General features: G+C 58.7%; 19 protein-coding genes. 18 read left to right on the top strand and 1 reads right to left on the bottom strand.

Going from position 1 to position 18391, the window contains the following annotated elements:
* Together gtfA and traR are read left to right on the top strand one after the other, a co-directional pair.
* Positions 1–1467: sucrose phosphorylase (gene gtfA, locus ASB66_RS25795; RefSeq protein ID WP_060716483.1), on the top strand; the 1467-nt coding region annotated here is incomplete at its 5' end.
* Positions 1468–1587: 120 nt separating this feature from the next.
* Complete coding sequence (gene traR / locus ASB66_RS25800; protein ID WP_114387043.1) at positions 1588–2292, top strand: autoinducer-binding transcriptional regulator TraR; 705 nt, start codon at positions 1588–1590, stop codon at positions 2290–2292.
* Between the two features lie 22 nt (positions 2293–2314).
* Here the strand turns inward: traR and ASB66_RS25805 are convergent, their stop codons facing one another.
* Complete coding sequence (locus ASB66_RS25805) at positions 2315–3217, bottom strand: LysR family transcriptional regulator (protein ID WP_060718061.1); 903 nt, start codon at positions 3215–3217, stop codon at positions 2315–2317.
* A gap of 149 nt (positions 3218–3366) precedes the next feature.
* On the opposite strand from ASB66_RS25805, the gene ASB66_RS25810 reads away from it, so the two are divergent.
* The 16 genes from ASB66_RS25810 (at position 3367) to ASB66_RS26405 (ending at position 18370) form a co-directional block, all read left to right on the top strand.
* Positions 3367–4080: an ABC transporter permease gene (locus ASB66_RS25810; RefSeq protein ID WP_156545328.1), complete on the top strand. Its 714-nt coding sequence runs from the start codon at positions 3367–3369 to the stop codon at positions 4078–4080.
* The gene (occM, locus tag ASB66_RS25815; RefSeq protein WP_060718062.1) at positions 4080–4817 is read left to right on the top strand and encodes an octopine ABC transporter permease OccM; all 738 of its coding nucleotides are present in this window, start codon (positions 4080–4082) and stop codon (positions 4815–4817) included. The genes ASB66_RS25810 and occM overlap by 1 nt, the downstream gene beginning before the upstream one ends.
* The gene (gene occP / locus ASB66_RS25820) at positions 4810–5598 is read left to right on the top strand and encodes an octopine ABC transporter ATP-binding protein OccP (protein WP_060718063.1); all 789 of its coding nucleotides are present in this window, start codon (positions 4810–4812) and stop codon (positions 5596–5598) included. Before occM ends, occP begins: the two co-directional genes overlap by 8 nt.
* A gap of 55 nt (positions 5599–5653) precedes the next feature.
* Positions 5654–6484 carry an octopine ABC transporter substrate-binding protein OccT gene (gene occT, locus ASB66_RS25825; RefSeq protein ID WP_060718064.1) on the top strand — a complete coding sequence of 277 codons (831 nt, stop codon included), beginning with the start codon at positions 5654–5656 and terminating at the stop codon, positions 6482–6484.
* Positions 6485–6557: 73 nt separating this feature from the next.
* Positions 6558–7673: an opine oxidase subunit OoxB gene (ooxB, locus tag ASB66_RS25830; RefSeq protein ID WP_060718065.1), complete on the top strand. Its 1116-nt coding sequence runs from the start codon at positions 6558–6560 to the stop codon at positions 7671–7673.
* Complete coding sequence (locus tag ASB66_RS25835) at positions 7654–7977, top strand: (2Fe-2S)-binding protein (RefSeq protein ID WP_060718066.1); 324 nt, start codon at positions 7654–7656, stop codon at positions 7975–7977. The genes ooxB and ASB66_RS25835 overlap by 20 nt, the downstream gene beginning before the upstream one ends.
* A complete protein-coding gene (ooxA, locus tag ASB66_RS25840; protein WP_060718067.1) occupies positions 7974–9482 on the top strand; it encodes an opine oxidase subunit OoxA in 1509 nt (502 codons plus the stop codon). Before ASB66_RS25835 ends, ooxA begins: the two co-directional genes overlap by 4 nt.
* Positions 9479–9823: a RidA family protein gene (locus tag ASB66_RS25845; protein WP_060718068.1), complete on the top strand. Its 345-nt coding sequence runs from the start codon at positions 9479–9481 to the stop codon at positions 9821–9823. The genes ooxA and ASB66_RS25845 overlap by 4 nt, the downstream gene beginning before the upstream one ends.
* A 55-nt stretch (positions 9824–9878) precedes the next feature.
* Positions 9879–10799: an arginase gene (gene rocF, locus ASB66_RS25850; protein ID WP_060718069.1), complete on the top strand. Its 921-nt coding sequence runs from the start codon at positions 9879–9881 to the stop codon at positions 10797–10799.
* A 28-nt stretch (positions 10800–10827) separates the two neighbouring features.
* Positions 10828–11889, top strand: coding sequence for an ornithine cyclodeaminase (locus ASB66_RS25855; RefSeq protein ID WP_060718070.1), 1062 nt, complete (start codon positions 10828–10830; stop codon positions 11887–11889).
* Between the two features lie 317 nt (positions 11890–12206).
* Positions 12207–13151, top strand: a complete 945-nt coding sequence (locus ASB66_RS25860) for a homocysteine S-methyltransferase family protein (protein WP_060718071.1) — start codon at positions 12207–12209, stop codon at positions 13149–13151.
* Between the two features lie 28 nt (positions 13152–13179).
* On the top strand, positions 13180–14736 hold the full coding sequence (locus tag ASB66_RS25865) for an ABC transporter substrate-binding protein (RefSeq protein ID WP_060718072.1): 1557 nt from the start codon (positions 13180–13182) through the stop codon (positions 14734–14736).
* 57 nt (positions 14737–14793) lie between these two features.
* Positions 14794–15804: an ABC transporter permease gene (locus ASB66_RS25870; protein WP_081089038.1), complete on the top strand. Its 1011-nt coding sequence runs from the start codon at positions 14794–14796 to the stop codon at positions 15802–15804.
* A complete protein-coding gene (locus ASB66_RS25875; RefSeq protein ID WP_060718073.1) occupies positions 15801–16616 on the top strand; it encodes an ABC transporter permease in 816 nt (271 codons plus the stop codon). Before ASB66_RS25870 ends, ASB66_RS25875 begins: the two co-directional genes overlap by 4 nt.
* Positions 16613–18175, top strand: a complete 1563-nt coding sequence (locus ASB66_RS25880; protein ID WP_060718074.1) for an ABC transporter ATP-binding protein — start codon at positions 16613–16615, stop codon at positions 18173–18175. Before ASB66_RS25875 ends, ASB66_RS25880 begins: the two co-directional genes overlap by 4 nt.
* Positions 18176–18199: 24 nt before the next feature.
* Positions 18200–18370: a hypothetical protein gene (locus tag ASB66_RS26405; protein WP_156536350.1), complete on the top strand. Its 171-nt coding sequence runs from the start codon at positions 18200–18202 to the stop codon at positions 18368–18370.
* Positions 18371–18391 lie beyond the last annotated feature (21 nt).

Below are 18391 nucleotides of genomic sequence, written 5' to 3' on the forward strand. Positions count from 1 at the left end.
ATGAAAAACAGTGTACAACTTATCACCTACGTCGACCGGTTAAGCGGAGGTGGTTTCCCCGAGTTGAGAGCTTTGCTCGACGGGAGGCTACAAGGCCTGTTCGGCGGCGTCCATGCCTTGCCTTTCTTCAACCCGATCGACGGCGCTGATGCCGGGTTCGATCCCACCGATCACACGATTGTCGATCCTCGCCTCGGTAGCTGGGATGATGTTCGCGCCCTCGCCGGCTCCGTGGAGATCATGGCCGATCTCATTGTCAACCATGTCTCGGCGCAATCGAGCTGGTTCCAGGACTTCATCGCAAAAGGATCTGATTCAGAATTCGCAGACATGTTCATGACATTTGGCAAGGCCTTTCCCCGTGGTGCCAGCGAGCAGGATCTCCTGAATATCTATCGGCCACGCCCTGGGCTGCCGTTTTCAAAGGCCACGCTTGCAGATGGCAGCCAGCGGATGCTGTGGACCACATTCACCCCCCAACAGATCGACATCGATGTCCACAGTGCCCATGGCGCTTTATACCTGGAGACTATCCTCGATCGCTTTGCTGAAGCCAACGTGACGGCAATCCGCCTCGATGCCGCCGGCTACGCGATCAAGAAGGCCGGAACCAGTTGCTTCATGATTGATGAGACCTATGCCTTCCTTGCCAAGCTGGCCGAGAAGGCACGGGATCGCGGGATGGAGGTTCTTGTCGAAATTCACAGCTACTATCGTGACCAGATCGAAATCGCCAGCAAGGTTGACCGCGTATACGATTTTGCGCTGCCGCCACTGATATTGCATTCATTGTTCACGGGCGATGCGACAGCGCTGGCGCGTTGGCTGGAGATCAGCCCTCACAACGCAATCACCGTCCTCGACACTCACGACGGGATCGGCGTCATCGATGTCGGCGCGCACAGTGATGGCCGACCCGGACTTTTGGAACCGCAGGCAATCGACCATCTGGTCGAGGAGATTCACAGGCGCTCAGAGGGACAGAGCCGTTTGGCAACAGGCGCTGCAGCCTCTAACCTGGACCTCTATCAGGTGAACTGCACCTATTACGACGCGCTCGGCCGTAACGACGACGACTACCTCATCGCCCGCGCAATCCAGTTTTTCGCACCCGGTATCCCGCAAGTCTATTACGTCGGCCTCCTGGGCGGGATCAATGACATGGAATTGCTGGGAAAGACGGGCGTCGGGCGTGACATCAATCGGCACTTTTACGAAGACCGGGAAATTGATCTCGCTCTTGAATCGCCGCTCGTCAAACGACTGTCGGACTTGATCCGCTTCCGTAACACCCATCCGGCCTTCAATGGATCGTTCGAGGTAGCAACCGATGACACCGGAAGCCTTGTTTTAAGCTGGAATCTCAACACCGAGTTTGCTCAACTAGTAGTTTCGTTCTCTCAAGGCAAGGCAACGATCACGGCTTCAGGCTGCTACGATTTCACATTCTCAGGAGCGATCGCATGAGCAACCTGGTGAGACCGGGAAGCCACATCCCATCTAAAGTTCAGCCATCGATGTCCTCGATATACTGTCGGACGAACAGCGACGACGAGGATACTGGCGACACCTAGAAGGAGATAGAGAATGCAGCATTGGCTGGACAAGCTGACCGATCTTACGGCAATTGAGGGCGATGGGTGCATCCTCAAAACAGGGCTGGCGGACGTCGCCGACCATTTCGGCTTCACCGGCTATGCTTATCTCCACATCCAGCACAAGCACATCATCGCCGTGACCAACTATCATCACGATTGGCGGTCGCTCTACTTCGACAAGAAATTCGACGCTCTCGACCCGGTCGTCAAACGCGCAAGATCCAGGAAGCAGGTCTTCGCCTGGTCTGGCGAACAGGAGAGGCCGAAGCTATCGGAGGAAGAACGCGCCTTCTATGCACAAGCGGCCGATTTTGGCATCCGCTCCGGCATCACCATCCCCATCAGGACCGCCAACGGTTCGATGTCGATGTTCACGCTGGCGTCGGAGAGGACGGCAATCCCGCTTGATCGGGAGATCGATGCGGTTGCAGCAGCGGCGGCCGTCGGGCAGCTCCATGCCCGCATCTCCTTCCTTCGGATCACGCCCACCGCTGAAGATGCCGCATGGCTCGATCCGAAAGAGGCGACCTATCTGAGATGGATTGCCGTCGGCAAGACGATGGAGGAGATCGCAGACGTGGAAGAGGTCAAGTACAATAGTGTCCGCGTCAAGCTTCGCGAGGCCATGAAGCGCTTCGACGTCCGCAGCAAAGCTCATCTCACCGCGCTCGCGATCAAAAGAAAACTGATTTGAACACTTGTCCCCTTTGCGGGATTCACGCCGAACACATCAGACCGTTTTGTGACATCAAGTCATCGTGGAAGCTCCAGAATTCGGTCGCGAAACGATCCACTATGGTCGAAGGTGCTGCGTTGTTTGAACGTACCAATAGGAACCCTGCATCGATGAAAATCGAGAAAGGCCGCAGCACAATCCTGTCTTTGAACTCGATGGCTGCGGCGGGATCGATTATTGCAATTCCCGCCCCTTCTCGGACCAGACTGAGTGCCGTATGCGACAGGCTCACTTCGAGAGAGGGTCGCCGTTGGATGCCGCCAAGAGCGACGTCAACTCGCATGGCGAAGAGTGTGCCAGTTTCCTGCTTTATGATCCGTTCGCCAGCCAGGTCCGGAGGAGTTATCCGCTCGAGACCGGCGAGCCTGTGTCCCATCGGAACAGCAACGATTGCAGCAAGCGAACGGGTTTCCAGAAGAAAGCCGGGACGATCCGAAGGGCCGTCGGCATAGCCAATGTCGGCCCGGCCGGAAGCGACAGCCTCCATGACCATGGTGGAAGGAAGGCCTGTCAATGACGCTTGCAGGTTTGGTTTGTCATGCAGGAACTGAGCGAGAAACCGTGGCAGAAGGCCGTTCGCCAGAGCAGGCATCGCAGCTATGCGAAGGGTGCCGGCCGCCTGTCTGCCGATATCGGCCGCAAGGTTGGCAATGTGATTGAGCCCGACGAATGCCCTGTCGACCTCTTTCCAGAGGGTCGTCGCCTCCTGTGTGGGAATTATGTGGTTTCCGCGCCTTTCGAACAAATGAAGCCCGGTTGCATGCTCGAAGTCCTTGATAAGCCGGCTGACGGCTGGCTGGGTCACCAACATCAGCTCTGCTGCCGCTGTCATCTGCCCAGTCAACATGACGGCCCGAAATGCCTCAACCTGCCTTAGGTTCATAGCCTCACCATAACATCTGCTTATTCTCGCCTATCCATTATGAATTTGACCTAATGCGGGTCGAATGTAAACCTGAACTCATAAATGACAACTCTTCCGGACCAACCGGGGTCAGACGTGCGGCTAATCGGTCGCGCGCAGGGAACGATATGGATTATTTTCAACTCATGGGCTTCGGCCCTGATGGCTGGGGCTATGATATGCTCAAAGCGACCGGGATGACGGTCGCCGTGGCATTCAGCGGCTTCGCAATCGGCCTTGTCTTCGGCTGCCTTGGTGCCGCCGCAAGCTTTTCAAGCTCGCGCGCACTTCAGGCAACGGCATCCGCTTACACGACAGCGCTTCGTGGCATTCCGGACTTGCTTATCATCTATCTGTTTTACTTCGGATCGAGCTCCGTCATTACCGGTGTTGCCTCACTTTTCGGAAGTAGCGGTTTCGTTGGGGCTCCGACGTTTCTGATCGGCGCGCTTGCGATCGGCGTTGTTTCCGGGGCTTATCAAACCCAGGTGCTGCGCGGCGCGGTTCTGGCGCTCAACAAGGGAGAGGTCGAGGCAGGTCGAGCGTACGGCATGGGTTCTTTCCTGTTGTTCCGCCGGATCGTTCTTCCCCAAGCGGCGCGCTATGCCCTGCCCGGCGTCGGCAACGTCTGGCAGCTGGTCCTCAAGGAATCCGCCCTTATCTCGGTGATCGGCCTTGTCGAACTGATGCGCCAGGCGCAGGTCGGTTCGGGGTCGACGCGCCAGCCGTTCAGCTTCTATCTCACTGCCGCGGCACTCTATCTGTCTATTACTTTTGTCTCCGGACAGGCTTTCCGCCTGGCTGAGGCGCGCTCAATGCGCGGATTGCGGAGGGGCGTGTGATGCCGTTCGATCCCGCATTCCTCTGGCAGACCTTCGTTGCTTTGCTGGCCGGTATTCCGCTCGCGCTCAAGCTCGCGGTTTTTTCGGTTGCGGCAGGTACGGTCCTTGCTTTCGGATTGGCTCTGATGCGTGTGTCGCGCCGCTGGTGGCTTGATCTGCCAGCGCGGTTCTACATTTTCGCGTTTCGTGGCACGCCGCTCCTCGTCCAGATCTACATAATCTACTATGGCCTCAGCCAGTTTCCGGAGCTTCGGCATAGTTTTATCTGGCCATTCCTGCGCGATGCCTACTGGTGCGCGATGGCGGCGCTTGCATTGAATACGGCTGCTTACAGTGCCGAAATCATGCGAGGCGGACTGCTCTCCGTGCCCGCAGGTCAAATTGAAGCCGCCAAAGCCTGCGGTATGGGCAGGGTAAAACTGTTCCGGCGGATCGTCGTCCCGCAGGCGATACGCCAGATGCTGCCAGGCTACAGCAATGAAGTGATCTTGATGGTCAAGTCGACGTCTCTCGCGTCGACCATCACCATCATGGAAATCACCGGAATTGCCGCGAAGCTGATCTCGGAAAGCTATCGCACCGTCGAGGTTTTTGCCTGTGCCGGCGCAATCTACCTCATCCTCAACTTCATCGTCGCGCGTCTCTTCACGTTGCTCGAATGGGCTTTGTGGCCCGAGCGACGCAAAGGGAGACGCACGTCCGATCCCGTCGATCGAAAAGGCGAACTCCATGCCTAACCTTGCTCGCCCAGCTGTTCAGCTGAAAGACATCAGGAAAAACTTCGGTAACCTGGAGGTCCTCCACGGTGTATCGCTGACGGCCAACGAGGGAGAAGTGATCTCGATCCTCGGCTCGTCGGGCTCTGGCAAGTCGACGCTTCTGCGATGCGTCAATATGCTCGAAGTCCCGAATGCCGGAAGCGTTGCGATCATGGGCGAAGAGATTGCCCTGGAGCATCGAGCCGGCCGGCCCGCTCGTCCAAAGGATATCAAGCAGGTCAACAGGCTCCGGGAGCGGGCCGCAATGGTCTTCCAGGGCTTCAATCTCTGGTCACACCTGACGATACTCCAGAATGTTATGGAAGCGCCCTTGCATGTTCAGGGCCGTGACCGGAAGTCGTGCCGCGATGAGGCTGAGGCATTGCTTGAGCGCGTTGGTATTGGCTCCAAGCGCGATGCCTACCCATCCGAGCTGTCCGGCGGCCAGCAGCAACGTGCAGCAATTGCCCGTGCCCTGGCGATGCGACCGGATGTCATGCTGTTTGATGAGCCCACGTCGGCTCTTGATCCGGAACTCGTCGGTGAAGTTCTAAAGGTTATGCGTGATCTGGCGGCCGAGGGCCGAACCATGCTGATCGTCACTCACGAAATGGATTTTGCCCGCGATGTTTCATCGCGCACAGTCTTCTTGCACCAAGGTGTCATCGCCGAAGAAGGCCTTTCGTCCGAAATGTTCGCCCACCCCCGCACGGATCGCTTCCGGCAATTCCTGCGGCGCGACGGCGGTACATCCCACTGACGATCAATTCGTCACGGCTCGCGTGTCCAGGAAACAAATGAACAGAGGTGAACTTATGAAACTCAAAACTATTCTGTGCGCAGCGCTTCTCCTTGTTGCCGGTCAGGCAGCAGCCCAGGAAAAGTCGATTACAATCGCGACCGAGGGCGGGTATGCGCCCTGGAACTTTTCGGGACCAGGCGGCAAGCTCGACGGCTTCGAGATCGATCTCGCCAACGCCCTGTGCGAGAAGATGAAGGCGAAATGCCAGATCGTCGCGCAGAACTGGGATGGCATTATCCCGTCGCTGACCGGTAAAAAGTACGATGCGATCATGGCCGCCATGAGCATCACCCCAAAACGGCAGGAAGTGATCGGCTTCTCGACTCCGTACGCAGCAGGCATCAACGGTTTTGCCGTCATGGGTGACAGCAAGCTGGCGGACATGCCAGGTACGGGCGAAACCTATTCGCTCGACAGCCAGGCAGATGCCGCCAAAAAGGCCATTGCCGATATATCGAGCTTCCTGAACGGCACGTCGGTCGGCGTGCAGGGATCGACCACAGCATCAACATTCCTGGACAAGTACTTCAAGGGTTCCGTGGATATCAAGGAATACAAGTCCGTCGAGGAGCACAACCTCGACCTGACCAGCGGTCGCCTGGATGCTGTTCTGGCAAACGCAACCGTACTCGCCGCTGCAATCGAAAAGCCGGAAATGAAGGGCGCGAAGCTCATCGGGCCGCTTTTCTCCGGTGGCGAGTTCGGCGTGGTCGCTGTTGGCCTTCGCAAGGAAGACACCGCACTCAAGGCCGATTTTGACGCAGCCATCAAGGCGGCAAGCGACGACGGCACCATCAAGACGCTCTCGTTCAAGTGGTTCAAAGTGGACGTCACCCCCCATTGATCGGTCGCTTCCAGGGGATACGGCGTTCGCGCCGTATCCCGGTGCTGCGAATAAACAAGAACGCCGAGATACGATGTACGAAGTTGATATGACCATTATCGGGGGCGGCCTGGTTGGCGCCTCCATTGCCTGGGGTCTAGCACGCTCAGGAACGAAACCACTCGTCCTCGATGGCGCGGATCTGGATCTGCGAGCATCGCGCGCCAATTTCGCGCTGGTCTGGGTGCAGGGTAAAGGGCTGCATGCGCCCCATTACGCTCTTTGGTCAGATGCGTCCGCCAAGAGATGGCCGACGATGGCAAAAGCCCTGTTCGACGACAGCGGCATCGACGTCGGTCTTCAACAGGACGGAGCATATACCTTCGCACTCTCTGAAGAGGAACTCGAGGTCAATCGCGAGGATATGGAAAGCATTGCGCTCGAAACAAACGGGCGAGCTCCGCAATTTGAAGTTTTGAATCGCCAGCAGACGCTTGACCGCGTGCCGGGTATCGGCGCGGAAGTTCTAGGCTCGATCTATTGTGCCGCGGACGGGCACGTGAATGCGCTTCGCCTCTTCCACGCGCTTCACGCAGCGATGGAAAAGAAAGGGGCGACTTATCGTCCAAATCATCATGTTCAAACCATAGAACCAACGACTGAAGGCTTCGTTCTCAAGGGTGGTGGGTTTTCCATATTTTCACGCCGGGTCGTTCTCGCCGCCGGCTTGGAAAACGAGAGGCTTGCGCCAATGGTCGGGCTGTCTTGCCCGCTCAAGCGTAGCAAGGGCCAGATCCTCGTCACGGAAAAGAGCCAGACCGCCCTGCCGTGCCTCTCTGCCGGAATGCGGCAGGCCGACGAAGGTGGTATCATGATCGGCGATAGCGAAGAGACCGACAGCGCCAAAATCTCATCGTCATCCGAAATCAGCGCCGTGCTGGCCAGCCGGGCCTTAAGAATTTTCCCCGCCCTTTCTGATCTGAACGTCCTGCGCAGCTGGACGGGTTTCAGGGTCAAAACGGCGGATGGAATACCCATTTACGATCATTCCGAGCGCCACCCGGGTGCATTCCTCGTCGCCTGCCATTCTGGCGTAACCTTGGCTGCCAATCACGCACTGATCGTGGCACCGCAGATTGCCGCGGGTAAGCTTGAAGACGATCTGTCAGCCTTTTCCGCCCGGAGGTTCCATGCTCAACAGGCTGCATAGGATAGAACAACCCGTACAATTCACCTTCGACGGCGTGGTCATTCAGGCCGAGGAGGGGGATATGCTCGCCACCGCTTTGCTGGCCGCTGGGATCGACCATGTTCGGCAATCCGTCGTTAGCAAGAGCCCACGAGCGCCCTACTGCCTGATGGGCGTTTGCTTCGAGTGTCTGGTCACCGTGGATGGCGTGCAGAATCGTCAAGCTTGTCTGACCGAAGTCGAAGACGGGATGACCGTTTTGAGCCAGAGGGGCGCACCCACATTCCCGAAGCTCGCGGCAAGCCAAGAGGGGATAGTCCAATGAGCCTTCGCGAAGTTTCAACAGCATCGGACCTTCTGGATTTTTACGATCTTATCGTCATCGGCGCTGGACCTGCAGGTATGGCTGCCGCTGTTGAAGCATCTGCGGCTGGCGCTCGCGTTGCTGTACTCGACGAGAACCCCCGTCCGGGCGGACAGATCTACCGTGAGATCACAAGAAACAGTCCCGACAGAAAAACCTACCTCGGCACTGACTATTGGAAGGGAAAGCCGCTCGCAGAAGCGTTCGGTCTCAGCAACATCGATTATGCGCCGCGCGCCACGGTCTGGAGCCTGGAGAGCCGGGACCAGACGGCTGGTCAGACGTGTAATGTTGTCGGCATAACCATAGCCGGCTCGGCTCGGATGATTGAAGCTGAGGCCATTGTTCTTGCCACCGGCGCGCAGGAGCGTCCCATGCCGGTGCCCGGCTGGACCTTGCCAGGTGTGATGACCGCGGGCGCTGCTCAGATCGCGCTAAAGGCGGCCGGAGCGATGCCATCGGGACCTGTTGTCATGGCCGGCTGCGGACCACTTCTCTATCTGCTCGCAAGCCAGCTCGTCGATGCAGGCGTATCCGATCTCACCGTGCTCGATACTGCTCAATCTCCCTTCCGGGTCGGCGTGCTCCGACACATGCCCGAATTCATGCTTTCACCTTACGTGTTGAAAGGCATCGGCTTGCTGGCGAAGGTAAAACGTCATGCACGCGTGGTTTCCGGCGTCAGATCCATCGCGATTACCGGCATTGAGCGCGCTGACGGCGTGCGCTTCATCACGACGGGTAACGAACAAGTCCTCCCTGCCAGCTCGGTGCTCTTGCACCAGGGGGTGATTCCGTCGACGAGCCTGACCAATGCAGCAGACTGTGAGTTGAAATGGAATGACGAACAGCGTGCGTTCGAGCCTGTCGCAGATCATGAAGGTCGGACCACCAAGGCAGGCATTTATGTCGCCGGCGACGGAGCCGGGATCGCAGGTGCTCAAGCCGCGGAGGTCAGCGGACGCATAGTTGCACTTGCGGCACTTTCTGACTTGGGGCTTGGCAGTACGACGGCAGTGCCTACGCAGATCAAATCTCTGCACAAGAAAGCCCGCCGCTTCCTGCGCGGAAGGGCGTTTCTGGATGCTCTCTACACACCCCATTCGGGCTTCCTCGCACCGGCGGACCCCGAAACGATCGTCTGCCGCTGTGAAGAAATCACAGTGCGCAAGCTGCGGGAGGCCATTGCGCTTGGGCCGCCCGGTCCGAACCAGTTGAAAACATTTGTTCGCTGCGGAATGGGCCAATGCCAGGGCCGTCTTTGTGCCGCGACCGTTACGGAAATCATGGCGGAGGAAAGAAAGGTCAGCCCCGGCGACGTGGGAACCTATCGCCTCCGTTCGCCGGTCAAACCCGTTCGGCTTGCTGAACTTGCACATCTCCCGCACACGCCCCACGCGCTGAAGGCGGTAACCGGCAGGGATCCTGTCGATCACGACACCAACGAAGCAGGACATTTCTCATGACAGAGCGACTTATCCGGATGCCGACATTGCATCGCGTCGTCAAGCACAACGGCATCGCCTACATCGGCGGGATCGTCGCTGACGATGAAAGCCTCGACATGGAAGGGCAGACCCGTCAGGTCCTGACCAAGCTCGATGCATATCTCAAAGAGGCAGGCTCAGAACGCGCAAACCTGCTCTCCGCCACGATCTTTATCACTGACATGAACGTGAAGCCGCAAATGGATGCGGTGTGGAAGGAATGGTTTGCGCCGGAGGAGTTGCCCGCCCGCGCGACCATCGGCGTCGCTGATCTCGGCGACACGGCGCTTATCGAGCTCATCGCGACCGCTCACTACTGAACCTGGCGAAGCCTTGGAGGCGGCTGCAAGATCGCAGTCGTTGCTGGAGATTGTTATGGAATGCATACTGATCGGAGCACCGCTGCAAATTGGGGCAGGACATCTCGGTTGTGAGATGGGTCCGAGCGCGTTCAGGATCGCCGGTCTTGCCGGCGCGCTTGAAGAATTGGGGCACAGGGTTCGGGACGTCGGCAATCTGGGTCCGAAGTCTTTTCCGGCGATCGCCCATGCCAACGCTTCCGTCCATCACCTCGGTGAAACGGTGGCATGGATCAAGCTGCTTTCGGCGGCAGCTTACGAGCACAGCAATAACAGTGTGCCGATCTTTCTTGGCGGCGATCACACGATCTCCGCAGGAACGATCCCGGGAATTGCACGGCGCGCCTCGGAGAACGGTCGCCAACTCTTTGTTCTCTGGCTTGACGCCCACACCGATTTCCATACGCTGGAAACCACCGTCAGCGGAAACCTGCATGGCACGCCTGTGGCCTACTATACTGGCCGGCGTGGATTCGAGGGTTTCTATCCAGCGCTGAACCACGCCGTCCCGACCGAAAACCTATGCATGATCGGCATCAGGAGCGTTGATCCCGCAGAGCGGGACGCGCTGCGGTCCTCGTCGATAACCGTGCATGACATGCGTGCCATCGATGAACACGGGGTCGCCAGCGTGACTCGAACGTTCCTCGATCGCGTCCGCGCCGCGAACGGGATGTTGCATGTCAGCTTCGACGTCGACTTTCTCGATCCGGAAATTGCACCCGCCGTTGGAACGACTGTCCCCGGCGGCGCGACGTTCCGCGAAGCGCACCTGATCATGGAAATGCTTCACGACAGCGGTCTCGTCACCAGCCTGGATCTCGTCGAATTGAACCCCTTTCTCGATGAGCGCGGGAAGACCGCAAGGCTCATCGTAGATCTCGTTGCAAGTCTCATGGGCAAGCGGGTCATGGATAGACCAACCCGCGCTGCCTGAAATCTACCGTCGAATGACCGGAGGAATAATGACCGTCGATCGCAAGCTAAACGTGGTTCCGTTCGTAAGTGTGGATCACATGATGAAACTGGTGCTCAAGGTGGGTATCGATACCTTTCTCACTGAACTGGCGGCGGCGATCGAGGAAGACTTTCGCCGTTGGCCCATTTTTGACAAGACCCCCAGGGTGGGCTCCCACTCCAACGAGGGCGTCATCGAGCTGATGCCAACCAGCGATGGTGCGCTCTACGGCTTCAAGTACGTCAACGGCCATCCGAAAAATACGCGGGATGGCCGCCAGACGGTCACCGCTTTTGGTGTCCTTGCCGATGTCGGAAACGGCTATCCGCTGCTTTTTTCGGAGATGACGATACTGACCGCGCTTCGCACTGCTGCGACATCCGCTCTTGCCGCGAAGTATCTGGCGCGACCGAACTCACGAACGATGGCCATCATCGGTAACGGTGCCCAGAGTGAGTTCCAGGCTCGCGCCTTCAGAGCGCTCCTCGGAATCCAGGAACTGCGTCTCTACGACATTGATCCAGCGGCGACGCGGAAATGCACACGCAATCTTACCGGGCTTGGCTTCAACATCGTTGAATGCAAATCGGTCGCCGACGCCGTTGAGGGCGCAGACATCATCACCACTGTTACCGCCGACAAACAGTACGCAACAATCGTGTCTGACAATCATGTCGGACCAGGTGTTCATATCAACGCTGTAGGTGGCGATTGCCCCGGCAAGACGGAGATCAGCAAAGAGGTCCTACTGCGCTCGGACATCTTCATAGAGTATCCACCGCAGACCTGGATCGAAGGCGACATTCAGCAGCTTCCTGCGTCGCATCCGGTTACTGAGCTTTGGCAGGTTATGACCGGCGATGCGATCGGCCGAAGCAATGATAAGCAGATCACCTTGTTCGATAGCGTCGGCTTCGCAATCGAGGACTTCTCGGCCTTGCGCTATGTCCGCGGCAAGATTGCCGAATTCGCCTTGTTTACCGAGCTGGATTTGCTGGCAGATCCAGACGAGCCTCGCGACCTCTATGGCATGCTCCTGCGCTGTGAGAAAAAGCTCGAGCTGGCATAGGCCCAATTGAGTCCAGAAAATCAGCCCTGCTGTACAGGAGAATGAGAAACTCTTCTTGCACATGGACAGTGACCCGCCGTTTTTTCAAGCGAATGCTGCTGCTTGTCTAATAACAACGATGCAAATTAGAATAAACGTCTGAAAATTTTACGGATATACAATGAATATTGGACACATAAATCTAAATGAGGTGTCTTTTTCTAAAATACATCAAATCTATAGGCTAAATGCACTTTTCTTTATTGAAGGCACAAGGTCATATAGCGCCATTGCGAAACGACGCAGCTTACAATTATGAACTCATGAAAGGCGCCTGTATGTCATCAAAAGTCACTATTCTAGACGGGGGTATGGGTCGCGAATTGCTGCGCAGCGGCGCGCCGTTTCGACAGCCCGAATGGTCCGCGCTTGCGCTGATTGAAGCCCCGGAGTTCGTCGAAAAGGCGCATGACGCTTTCGTCGCAGCAGGCGCGGATGTCATTACCACGAACAGCTATGCCGTGGTGCCCTTCCACGTCGGGGACAAACGCTTCGCCGAAGATGGCCTTGCGCTTGTAAGCCTCTCTGGAAAGCTCGCTCGCGCAGCAGCCGCGAAGTCTGGCGGCCACGTTCGTGTAGCCGGATCGCTGCCCCCGGTCTTTGGCTCCTATCGTCCCGATCTGTTCGATCCGGGCAAGGCTCCAGAGATTCTCAGCGTCCTCGTCCAGGGGCTAGGCCCTTACGTGGATTTCTGGCTGGCGGAGACCCAGGGTTCACTCCGCGAGGTCGAAACAATCCGCGCGGTTCTGGGCAACGACACCCGTCCGCTCTGGCTCTCGTTCACCCTTGAGGATGGCAAGGGGGTCGAGGATGTAATTTCCGGGCGCAGTCTACCGACGCTTCGATCTGGCGAAGCCGTGGCCGATGCGGCGGTAAAGGCAGTGGAACTTGGCGCCGGCGCGCTGCTGTTCAACTGCAGCCAGGCGGAAATCATGGAGGCAGCAATCAGAGCTGCGCGCAGGGCACTCAATACTAGCGGCTACTCAACGCCGATCGGCGTCTATGCCAACGCCTTCGTGCCGAAACCGGAACCAGACGCGACATTGCCTGCCAATGCTGGCTTGAGCGGTCTCCGCGACGATCTCGATCCTCCCGGCTACCTGCTGTTTGCTCGTCGCTGGGTCGAGGCCGGCGCCACGATCGTCGGCGGCTGCTGCGGCATTGGCCCGGAACATATCGCAGAACTCCGTCAAACCTTCGATCCGCGGCCAGTCGCCGCCTGACCTTCACCCCCCTCTTCGAGAGCCGATCATGACACAGCACCCGCATCTTAGCGCCCCTCTGGAACTGGGCCGCCGCCGTTTTCTCAAGGCAAGCGCCGCCGTCGCTGCCAGCACATTGCTCCTTCCCGGCATGGCGCGCGCCGCCGGGCCGAAGAAAGGCGGCCACCTGATCCTCGGGATCGACAACGCCTCGACCTCCGACCGCCTCGACCCGGCCTACTATTTCGAAGCCTATACCTATAATGTGGGCCTCCAGCTTTTCAACACGTTGACCGACCTCAACGACGATTCCAGCTTGCGCGCTGGTCTCGCCGAAAGCTGGGAGCCTGCGAAGGGCGGTAGCGAATGGATCTTCCGGCTTCGCAAGGGCGTGCAGTTCCACAACGGCAAGGAACTGACGCCAGAGGACGTCATCTATTCGCTCAATCATCACCGCGGCGAGAAATCGGAATCGGCTGGCAAAGGCTATCTTTTGAGCGTAACCGACATCGTAAAGTCAGCACCGAATGAAGTCACCTTCAAGCTCAACGGCGCGAACGCCGACTTCCCCTATCTGTTGGGAGACGTACATTTCGGCATTACGCCGGATGGTGAGAATTTCGACAAGGGCATAGGTACTGGAGCCTTCATTCTGGAGGACTTCCAGCCCGGCGTACGCACACTGGCCAAGCGCAATCCGAACTATTGGGATCCGGAACGCGGACACGTCGATTCCGTTGAGACTGTCGCCTACAACGACAAATCCGCGCGTGTCGCCGCACTGCTCAGCAAGTCGGTGCATGTAGTGAACAATGTCGAGTCCCGCGTCGCACAGCGCCTGAAGGGACACCAGGGCATCACGCTCCAAACAGAAGCGGACTCCTCGATCGTCCTGTTTGTCGGTCGCGCCGACGCCGACCCCTTCAAGAATATCGACGTCAGGCTGGCTTTGAAATACGCCATCGACCGTGAACAGATCGTATCCTCCATCCTCAATGGAGCCGGGACGGCCTCAAACGACAATCCGATCTTCCCCTCCAATCGCTATTTTACGAACGACGTGCCGAAGCACGCCTACGACCCGGAACAGGCAGCGTTCCATTGGAAAAAAGCGGGTTTTGACGGAAAGATCGTCCTGTCGGCGGCCGATGGTGCGACTTTCTCCGGCGCTGTTGATGCAGCCCAGCTCTACCAGCAGTCGGCTGAAAAGGCCGGCATCCCTTTCGAGGTCAATCGCGTACCAGCCGACGGCTACTGGAATGATGTGTGGCTGAAGCATCCCTTCGTCGCTTCCGGCTGGGCCGCGCGGCCGACCGCGGACGCTATGCTGTCGCTGATCTATCTGTCTGACGCCCCATGGAATGAGTCCGGCTGGAAGAGCAGCGCTTTTGACGAGTTGGTTCTTGCGGCCCGCGGCGAACTTGATGAGGACAAGCGCAAGAAGCTCTACCACGATGCCCAGGTGCTGATCGTCGAGGAAAACAGCTCGGTCATCCCGGCCTATGCCGCACAGATCAGCGCCTCCGTCTCCAACCTCCAGGGGTTCAAGGCAATCCCAGGTCAGATCGGGCCGCGCACCACCGAAAAGGTCTGGTTCGACGAATAGGCAAGAGCTTCCGGGCAGGCTGACTTTCCTGCCGGCTCCCCTCATGGAGACAGATTGATGACCATTGCCGAGCCCAACGACGCCTTGGCGACCGAGCAGACAAACAGAAGGCGACGCGGGCTCGCCGCCTATATCTTGCGGCGCCTCGCCGCAGGGATCGGCCTGTTGCTTGTGCTGTCGAGCCTGGTGTTCGTCGGCAGCGAGCTTCTGCCTGGCGATGCGGCAACCGCACTTCTTGGACGCTCGGCCACGCCTGCAGCGGTCGCAGAACTACGCCAAAGGCTTGGCCTCGATCAGCCTCTTCCCATCCGCTATCTCTCCTGGCTGAACGCATTCGTTCACGGCGATCTCGGCACAAGCCTCCTCAACGGGAGGAGCGTCGCCGCAAGCATCGCCGCAAGACTGGGCAATACGCTATTCCTCGCCGGGACCGCAGCCTTCATGTCCGTGCCCCTCGCCGTGCTCCTCGGACTTCTGGCTGCTCGATATCGTGGCAGCATCATCGACAGGACGATCTCGCTCCTGACGCGCGCCTTCGTGGCGCTCCCGGAATTTTTCATCGGATACCTGCTTATCTATGTGCTTTCGATCTCGCTCGGATGGTTCGCGAGCAGCAGCACGGTGTTCGCGAACATGGGCCTTGGCAACCGTATCGCCGCGATTACGCTGCCCAGCCTAACGCTCGTCCTCGTTGTCACCGGCCATATCGCCGCAATGGTGCGCGCCTCGGTGCTGGATGTTCTCGAGAAGCCCTTCATCGAAATGGCGGTGCTGAAGGGGGTGCCGCACGGCACGGTGGTCTGGCGCCACGCGTTACCGAACGCTCTTTCGCCAATCATCAACGTCGTGCTGGTCAATCTTGCGTATCTCGTCGCCGGTGTCGTCGTGGTGGAGGTCATATTTGTCTATCCCGGCATGGGCCAGTTCATGGTCGACAGCGTCGTCAATCGCGACGTGCCCGTTGTCCAGGCGACCGCACTTTTGTTCGCCAGTGTCTATATCGGGCTCAATCTCTGCGCGGATGTCCTCTCCGTGCTCGCCAATCCCCGTCTGGGGTTTCAATCGTGAGCGCCGTCAAACTTCCACTTTCCGTCATCCTGTCACTCCTGACGATTGGGGTTTGCCTCCTCGTTACCCTCACCGCGCCCTTCATCGCGCCCCACGGCGTGAACGAGATCGTTGGACCCGGCTGGGAGCCACCGTCCGCGTCCCATCTGTTCGGCACTGACATGATCGGCCGAGACCTCTTGTCACGCTTCATCTGGGGCGCTCGCGTCACCGTACTGACTGCAGCTGCCGCCGTCCTCATCGCCTTTGTGGCGGGTACCGGCTTCGGCCTTCTGGCGGGGCTGCGCAAGGGCTGGCTTGACATGGTGCTGTCGCGATTCGTCGATCTCGTTATGGCGATGCCGACACTCATTCTGGCAATGGTGCTTCTCACCATCCTGCCGCGTTCGGTTTTCTTCATCGTGGCGATCATAGCGCTCGTGGAGGCGACCCGTTTCTTTCGCCTGGCACGGTTGATCGCGGCTGATACAGCGGCTCTCGACTATGTCGAGGCAGCGTATCTACGTGGCGAGAAAACGAGCTGGATCATTCTGCGCGAGATCCTTCCCAACGGCATGGCGCCACTTCTGGCCGAGCTTGGCCTGCGCTTCGTCTTCTCAGTTCTCTTCCTGTCCACCCTGTCCTTTTTGGGGCTGGGCGTCCAACCGCCGGTAACCGACTGGGGAAGCCTGATCAAAGAGAACAAGGACGGGCTGCTGTTCGGGGTCACGGCAGCCCTTGTACCGGGAGCGGCAATCGCAGTGCTCGCCATTGCCGTCAGCTCAGTGGTGGATTGGGTCTCGGCCGGGCGCGATGGTGGGCCGAAAAGATGAGCCCCACCCTTCTCGACATTCGTAATCTCACCATTCGCCCCACCGGCAGCCCAGGATCGTCGTTGATCGTGGACGATGTCTCGCTCCGCATCGAACGCGGCAGCGTTCTTGCCCTGATCGGCGAATCCGGCGCGGGAAAGTCCACCATCGGCCTTGCCGCTCTCGGATATGTGAGACCCGGAACCGAACGCATCGGTGGATCGGTACAATTCGACGGGATCGACCTGTTCCGCCTGCCTGAGTCGCAGTGCCGGGCGCTACGCGGCCAGCGGATCGCCTATGTTGCACAGTCGGCCGCGGCGTCGTTCAACCCAGCCTTTCGGCTAATCGACCAGATCATAGAATCGAGCCTGCGTAGCGGCCGTTTCAGCAAGGCGGCAGCGACCGACCGCGCCATTGCCCTGCTCGATGTGCTCGGCCTCGATGCAAAGGCAATTGCGGTCCGGTTTCCCCACGAAGTCTCGGGGGGGCAGTTGCAGCGTGCCATGACTGCAATGGCGCTTTGCGCGAAGCCCGACCTTGTCATATTCGACGAACCGACCACCGCCCTCGACGTCACGACGCAACGAGAGGTACTGAGCGCGATCCGCAAGGCAATCGCCTTGGAGTCGACGGCGGCTATCTATATCAGTCATGACCTGCCGCTCGTCGCACAGATCGCCGACAGCGTGCTCGTCCTTCGCCGAGGACGAAGTATCGAGGAAGGCCCGGTGACGACCCTCATCCGCAACCCGGCTGACCCTTACACCCAGGCTTTACTCTCAGCAGGTACTCTCAGTTTTGCCGCGCCCCCCGAGACCAGCGAGCCGGTTCTGGAAATGGGGAGCGTCACCGCCGGCTACGATAGAAACCGGCCCGTAGTAAATGACGTTTCGCTCAGTGTCTGCCGGGGAGAAACGCTTGCGCTCGTCGGGAAATCGGGATCAGGGAAGTCGACGCTCGGTCGGATCGTAAACGGGCTGCTCCTTCCAACCTCCGGCCAGATCTTGTTCGAAGGAAAACCCCTCGCCGCCTCTATCCATGACCGTCCGCTTGCTAGCCGCAGGTCCATCCAGACCATTCACCAGACGCCCGACACCGCGCTTAACCCGAGGCACCGCGTAGGAGAAATCATTGGTCGACCCTTTGCCCTCTACGAGGGTCTGCGCGGCCGGGAGCGCGATCGTCGCGTCGAGGAGATGCTCGACCAGGTGGAGCTTGGCCGCGATATGGCGGAGCGCTTCCCAGCTGAGCTATCTGGCGGACAGAAACAGCGCGTCGCTATCGCGCGAGCGCTTGCCGCCCGTCCTCTGATGCTTGTTTGCGACGAGCCGACGTCGTCGCTGGATGCACTGGTGGCCCGCGAGGTACTCGGACTTCTCATGCGCCTGCAGGCGGACGAAGGCATCGCATGCCTCTTCATCACCCATGACTTGAACATTGTCAGCGCCATTGCCGGTCGCACTGCCGTTCTGGACAACGGCCAAATCGTGCGGTCAGGGGCAACGGCCGAAGTGCTTCGCCAGCCATCTGATTCACATGCAGCGGCGCTCGTCGAGTCTATCCCTTGGTTCCCATGAGCCGGAGACAGCGAGGATATCGATATGGCTACGCAAATCCAGAACGACCGAGCGGCGATCAACGACGCGGAGAGCAAGCCCGGTGCTGCTGGGGACTATGTGTTTTCAATCACAAACGTGGTGATTGCAGTCCTCTTTTTCATCAGCTCCAGGGAATATTCACATTTTTGCATCCTGCAGGACGCAATCCTATGAGGCCCGTGCGGCAAATTTATC

Origin of the sequence: Gillisella vitis, assembly GCF_001541345.2 — a bacterium.
Lineage (GTDB): Bacteria > Pseudomonadota > Alphaproteobacteria > Rhizobiales > Rhizobiaceae > Allorhizobium > Allorhizobium vitis.

Bases quoted from the DNA above. Each gene is read 5' to 3' on its own strand.
- ASB66_RS25870 (WP_081089038.1), top strand. From the start codon at position 14,794: ATGACCATTGCCGAGCCCAACGACGCCTTGGCGACCGAGCAGACAAAC.
- rocF (WP_060718069.1), top strand. From the start codon at position 9,879: ATGGAATGCATACTGATCGGAGCACCGCTGCAAATTGGGGCAGGACAT.
- ASB66_RS25835 (WP_060718066.1), top strand. From the start codon at position 7,654: ATGCTCAACAGGCTGCATAGGATAGAACAACCCGTACAATTCACCTTC.
- occT (WP_060718064.1), top strand. From the start codon at position 5,654: ATGAAACTCAAAACTATTCTGTGCGCAGCGCTTCTCCTTGTTGCCGGT.
- ooxB (WP_060718065.1), top strand. From the start codon at position 6,558: ATGTACGAAGTTGATATGACCATTATCGGGGGCGGCCTGGTTGGCGCC.
- ASB66_RS25845 (WP_060718068.1), top strand. From the start codon at position 9,479: ATGACAGAGCGACTTATCCGGATGCCGACATTGCATCGCGTCGTCAAG.
- ASB66_RS25855 (WP_060718070.1), top strand. From the start codon at position 10,828: ATGACCGTCGATCGCAAGCTAAACGTGGTTCCGTTCGTAAGTGTGGAT.
- ASB66_RS25865 (WP_060718072.1), top strand. From the start codon at position 13,180: ATGACACAGCACCCGCATCTTAGCGCCCCTCTGGAACTGGGCCGCCGC.
- ASB66_RS26405 (WP_156536350.1), top strand. From the start codon at position 18,200: ATGGCTACGCAAATCCAGAACGACCGAGCGGCGATCAACGACGCGGAG.
- ASB66_RS25805 (WP_060718061.1), bottom strand. From the start codon at position 3,217: ATGAACCTAAGGCAGGTTGAGGCATTTCGGGCCGTCATGTTGACTGGG.
- occP (WP_060718063.1), top strand. From the start codon at position 4,810: ATGCCTAACCTTGCTCGCCCAGCTGTTCAGCTGAAAGACATCAGGAAA.
- occM (WP_060718062.1), top strand. From the start codon at position 4,080: ATGCCGTTCGATCCCGCATTCCTCTGGCAGACCTTCGTTGCTTTGCTG.
- ASB66_RS25810 (WP_156545328.1), top strand. From the start codon at position 3,367: ATGGATTATTTTCAACTCATGGGCTTCGGCCCTGATGGCTGGGGCTAT.
- ASB66_RS25860 (WP_060718071.1), top strand. From the start codon at position 12,207: ATGTCATCAAAAGTCACTATTCTAGACGGGGGTATGGGTCGCGAATTG.
- ooxA (WP_060718067.1), top strand. From the start codon at position 7,974: ATGAGCCTTCGCGAAGTTTCAACAGCATCGGACCTTCTGGATTTTTAC.
- ASB66_RS25880 (WP_060718074.1), top strand. From the start codon at position 16,613: ATGAGCCCCACCCTTCTCGACATTCGTAATCTCACCATTCGCCCCACC.
- traR (WP_114387043.1), top strand. From the start codon at position 1,588: ATGCAGCATTGGCTGGACAAGCTGACCGATCTTACGGCAATTGAGGGC.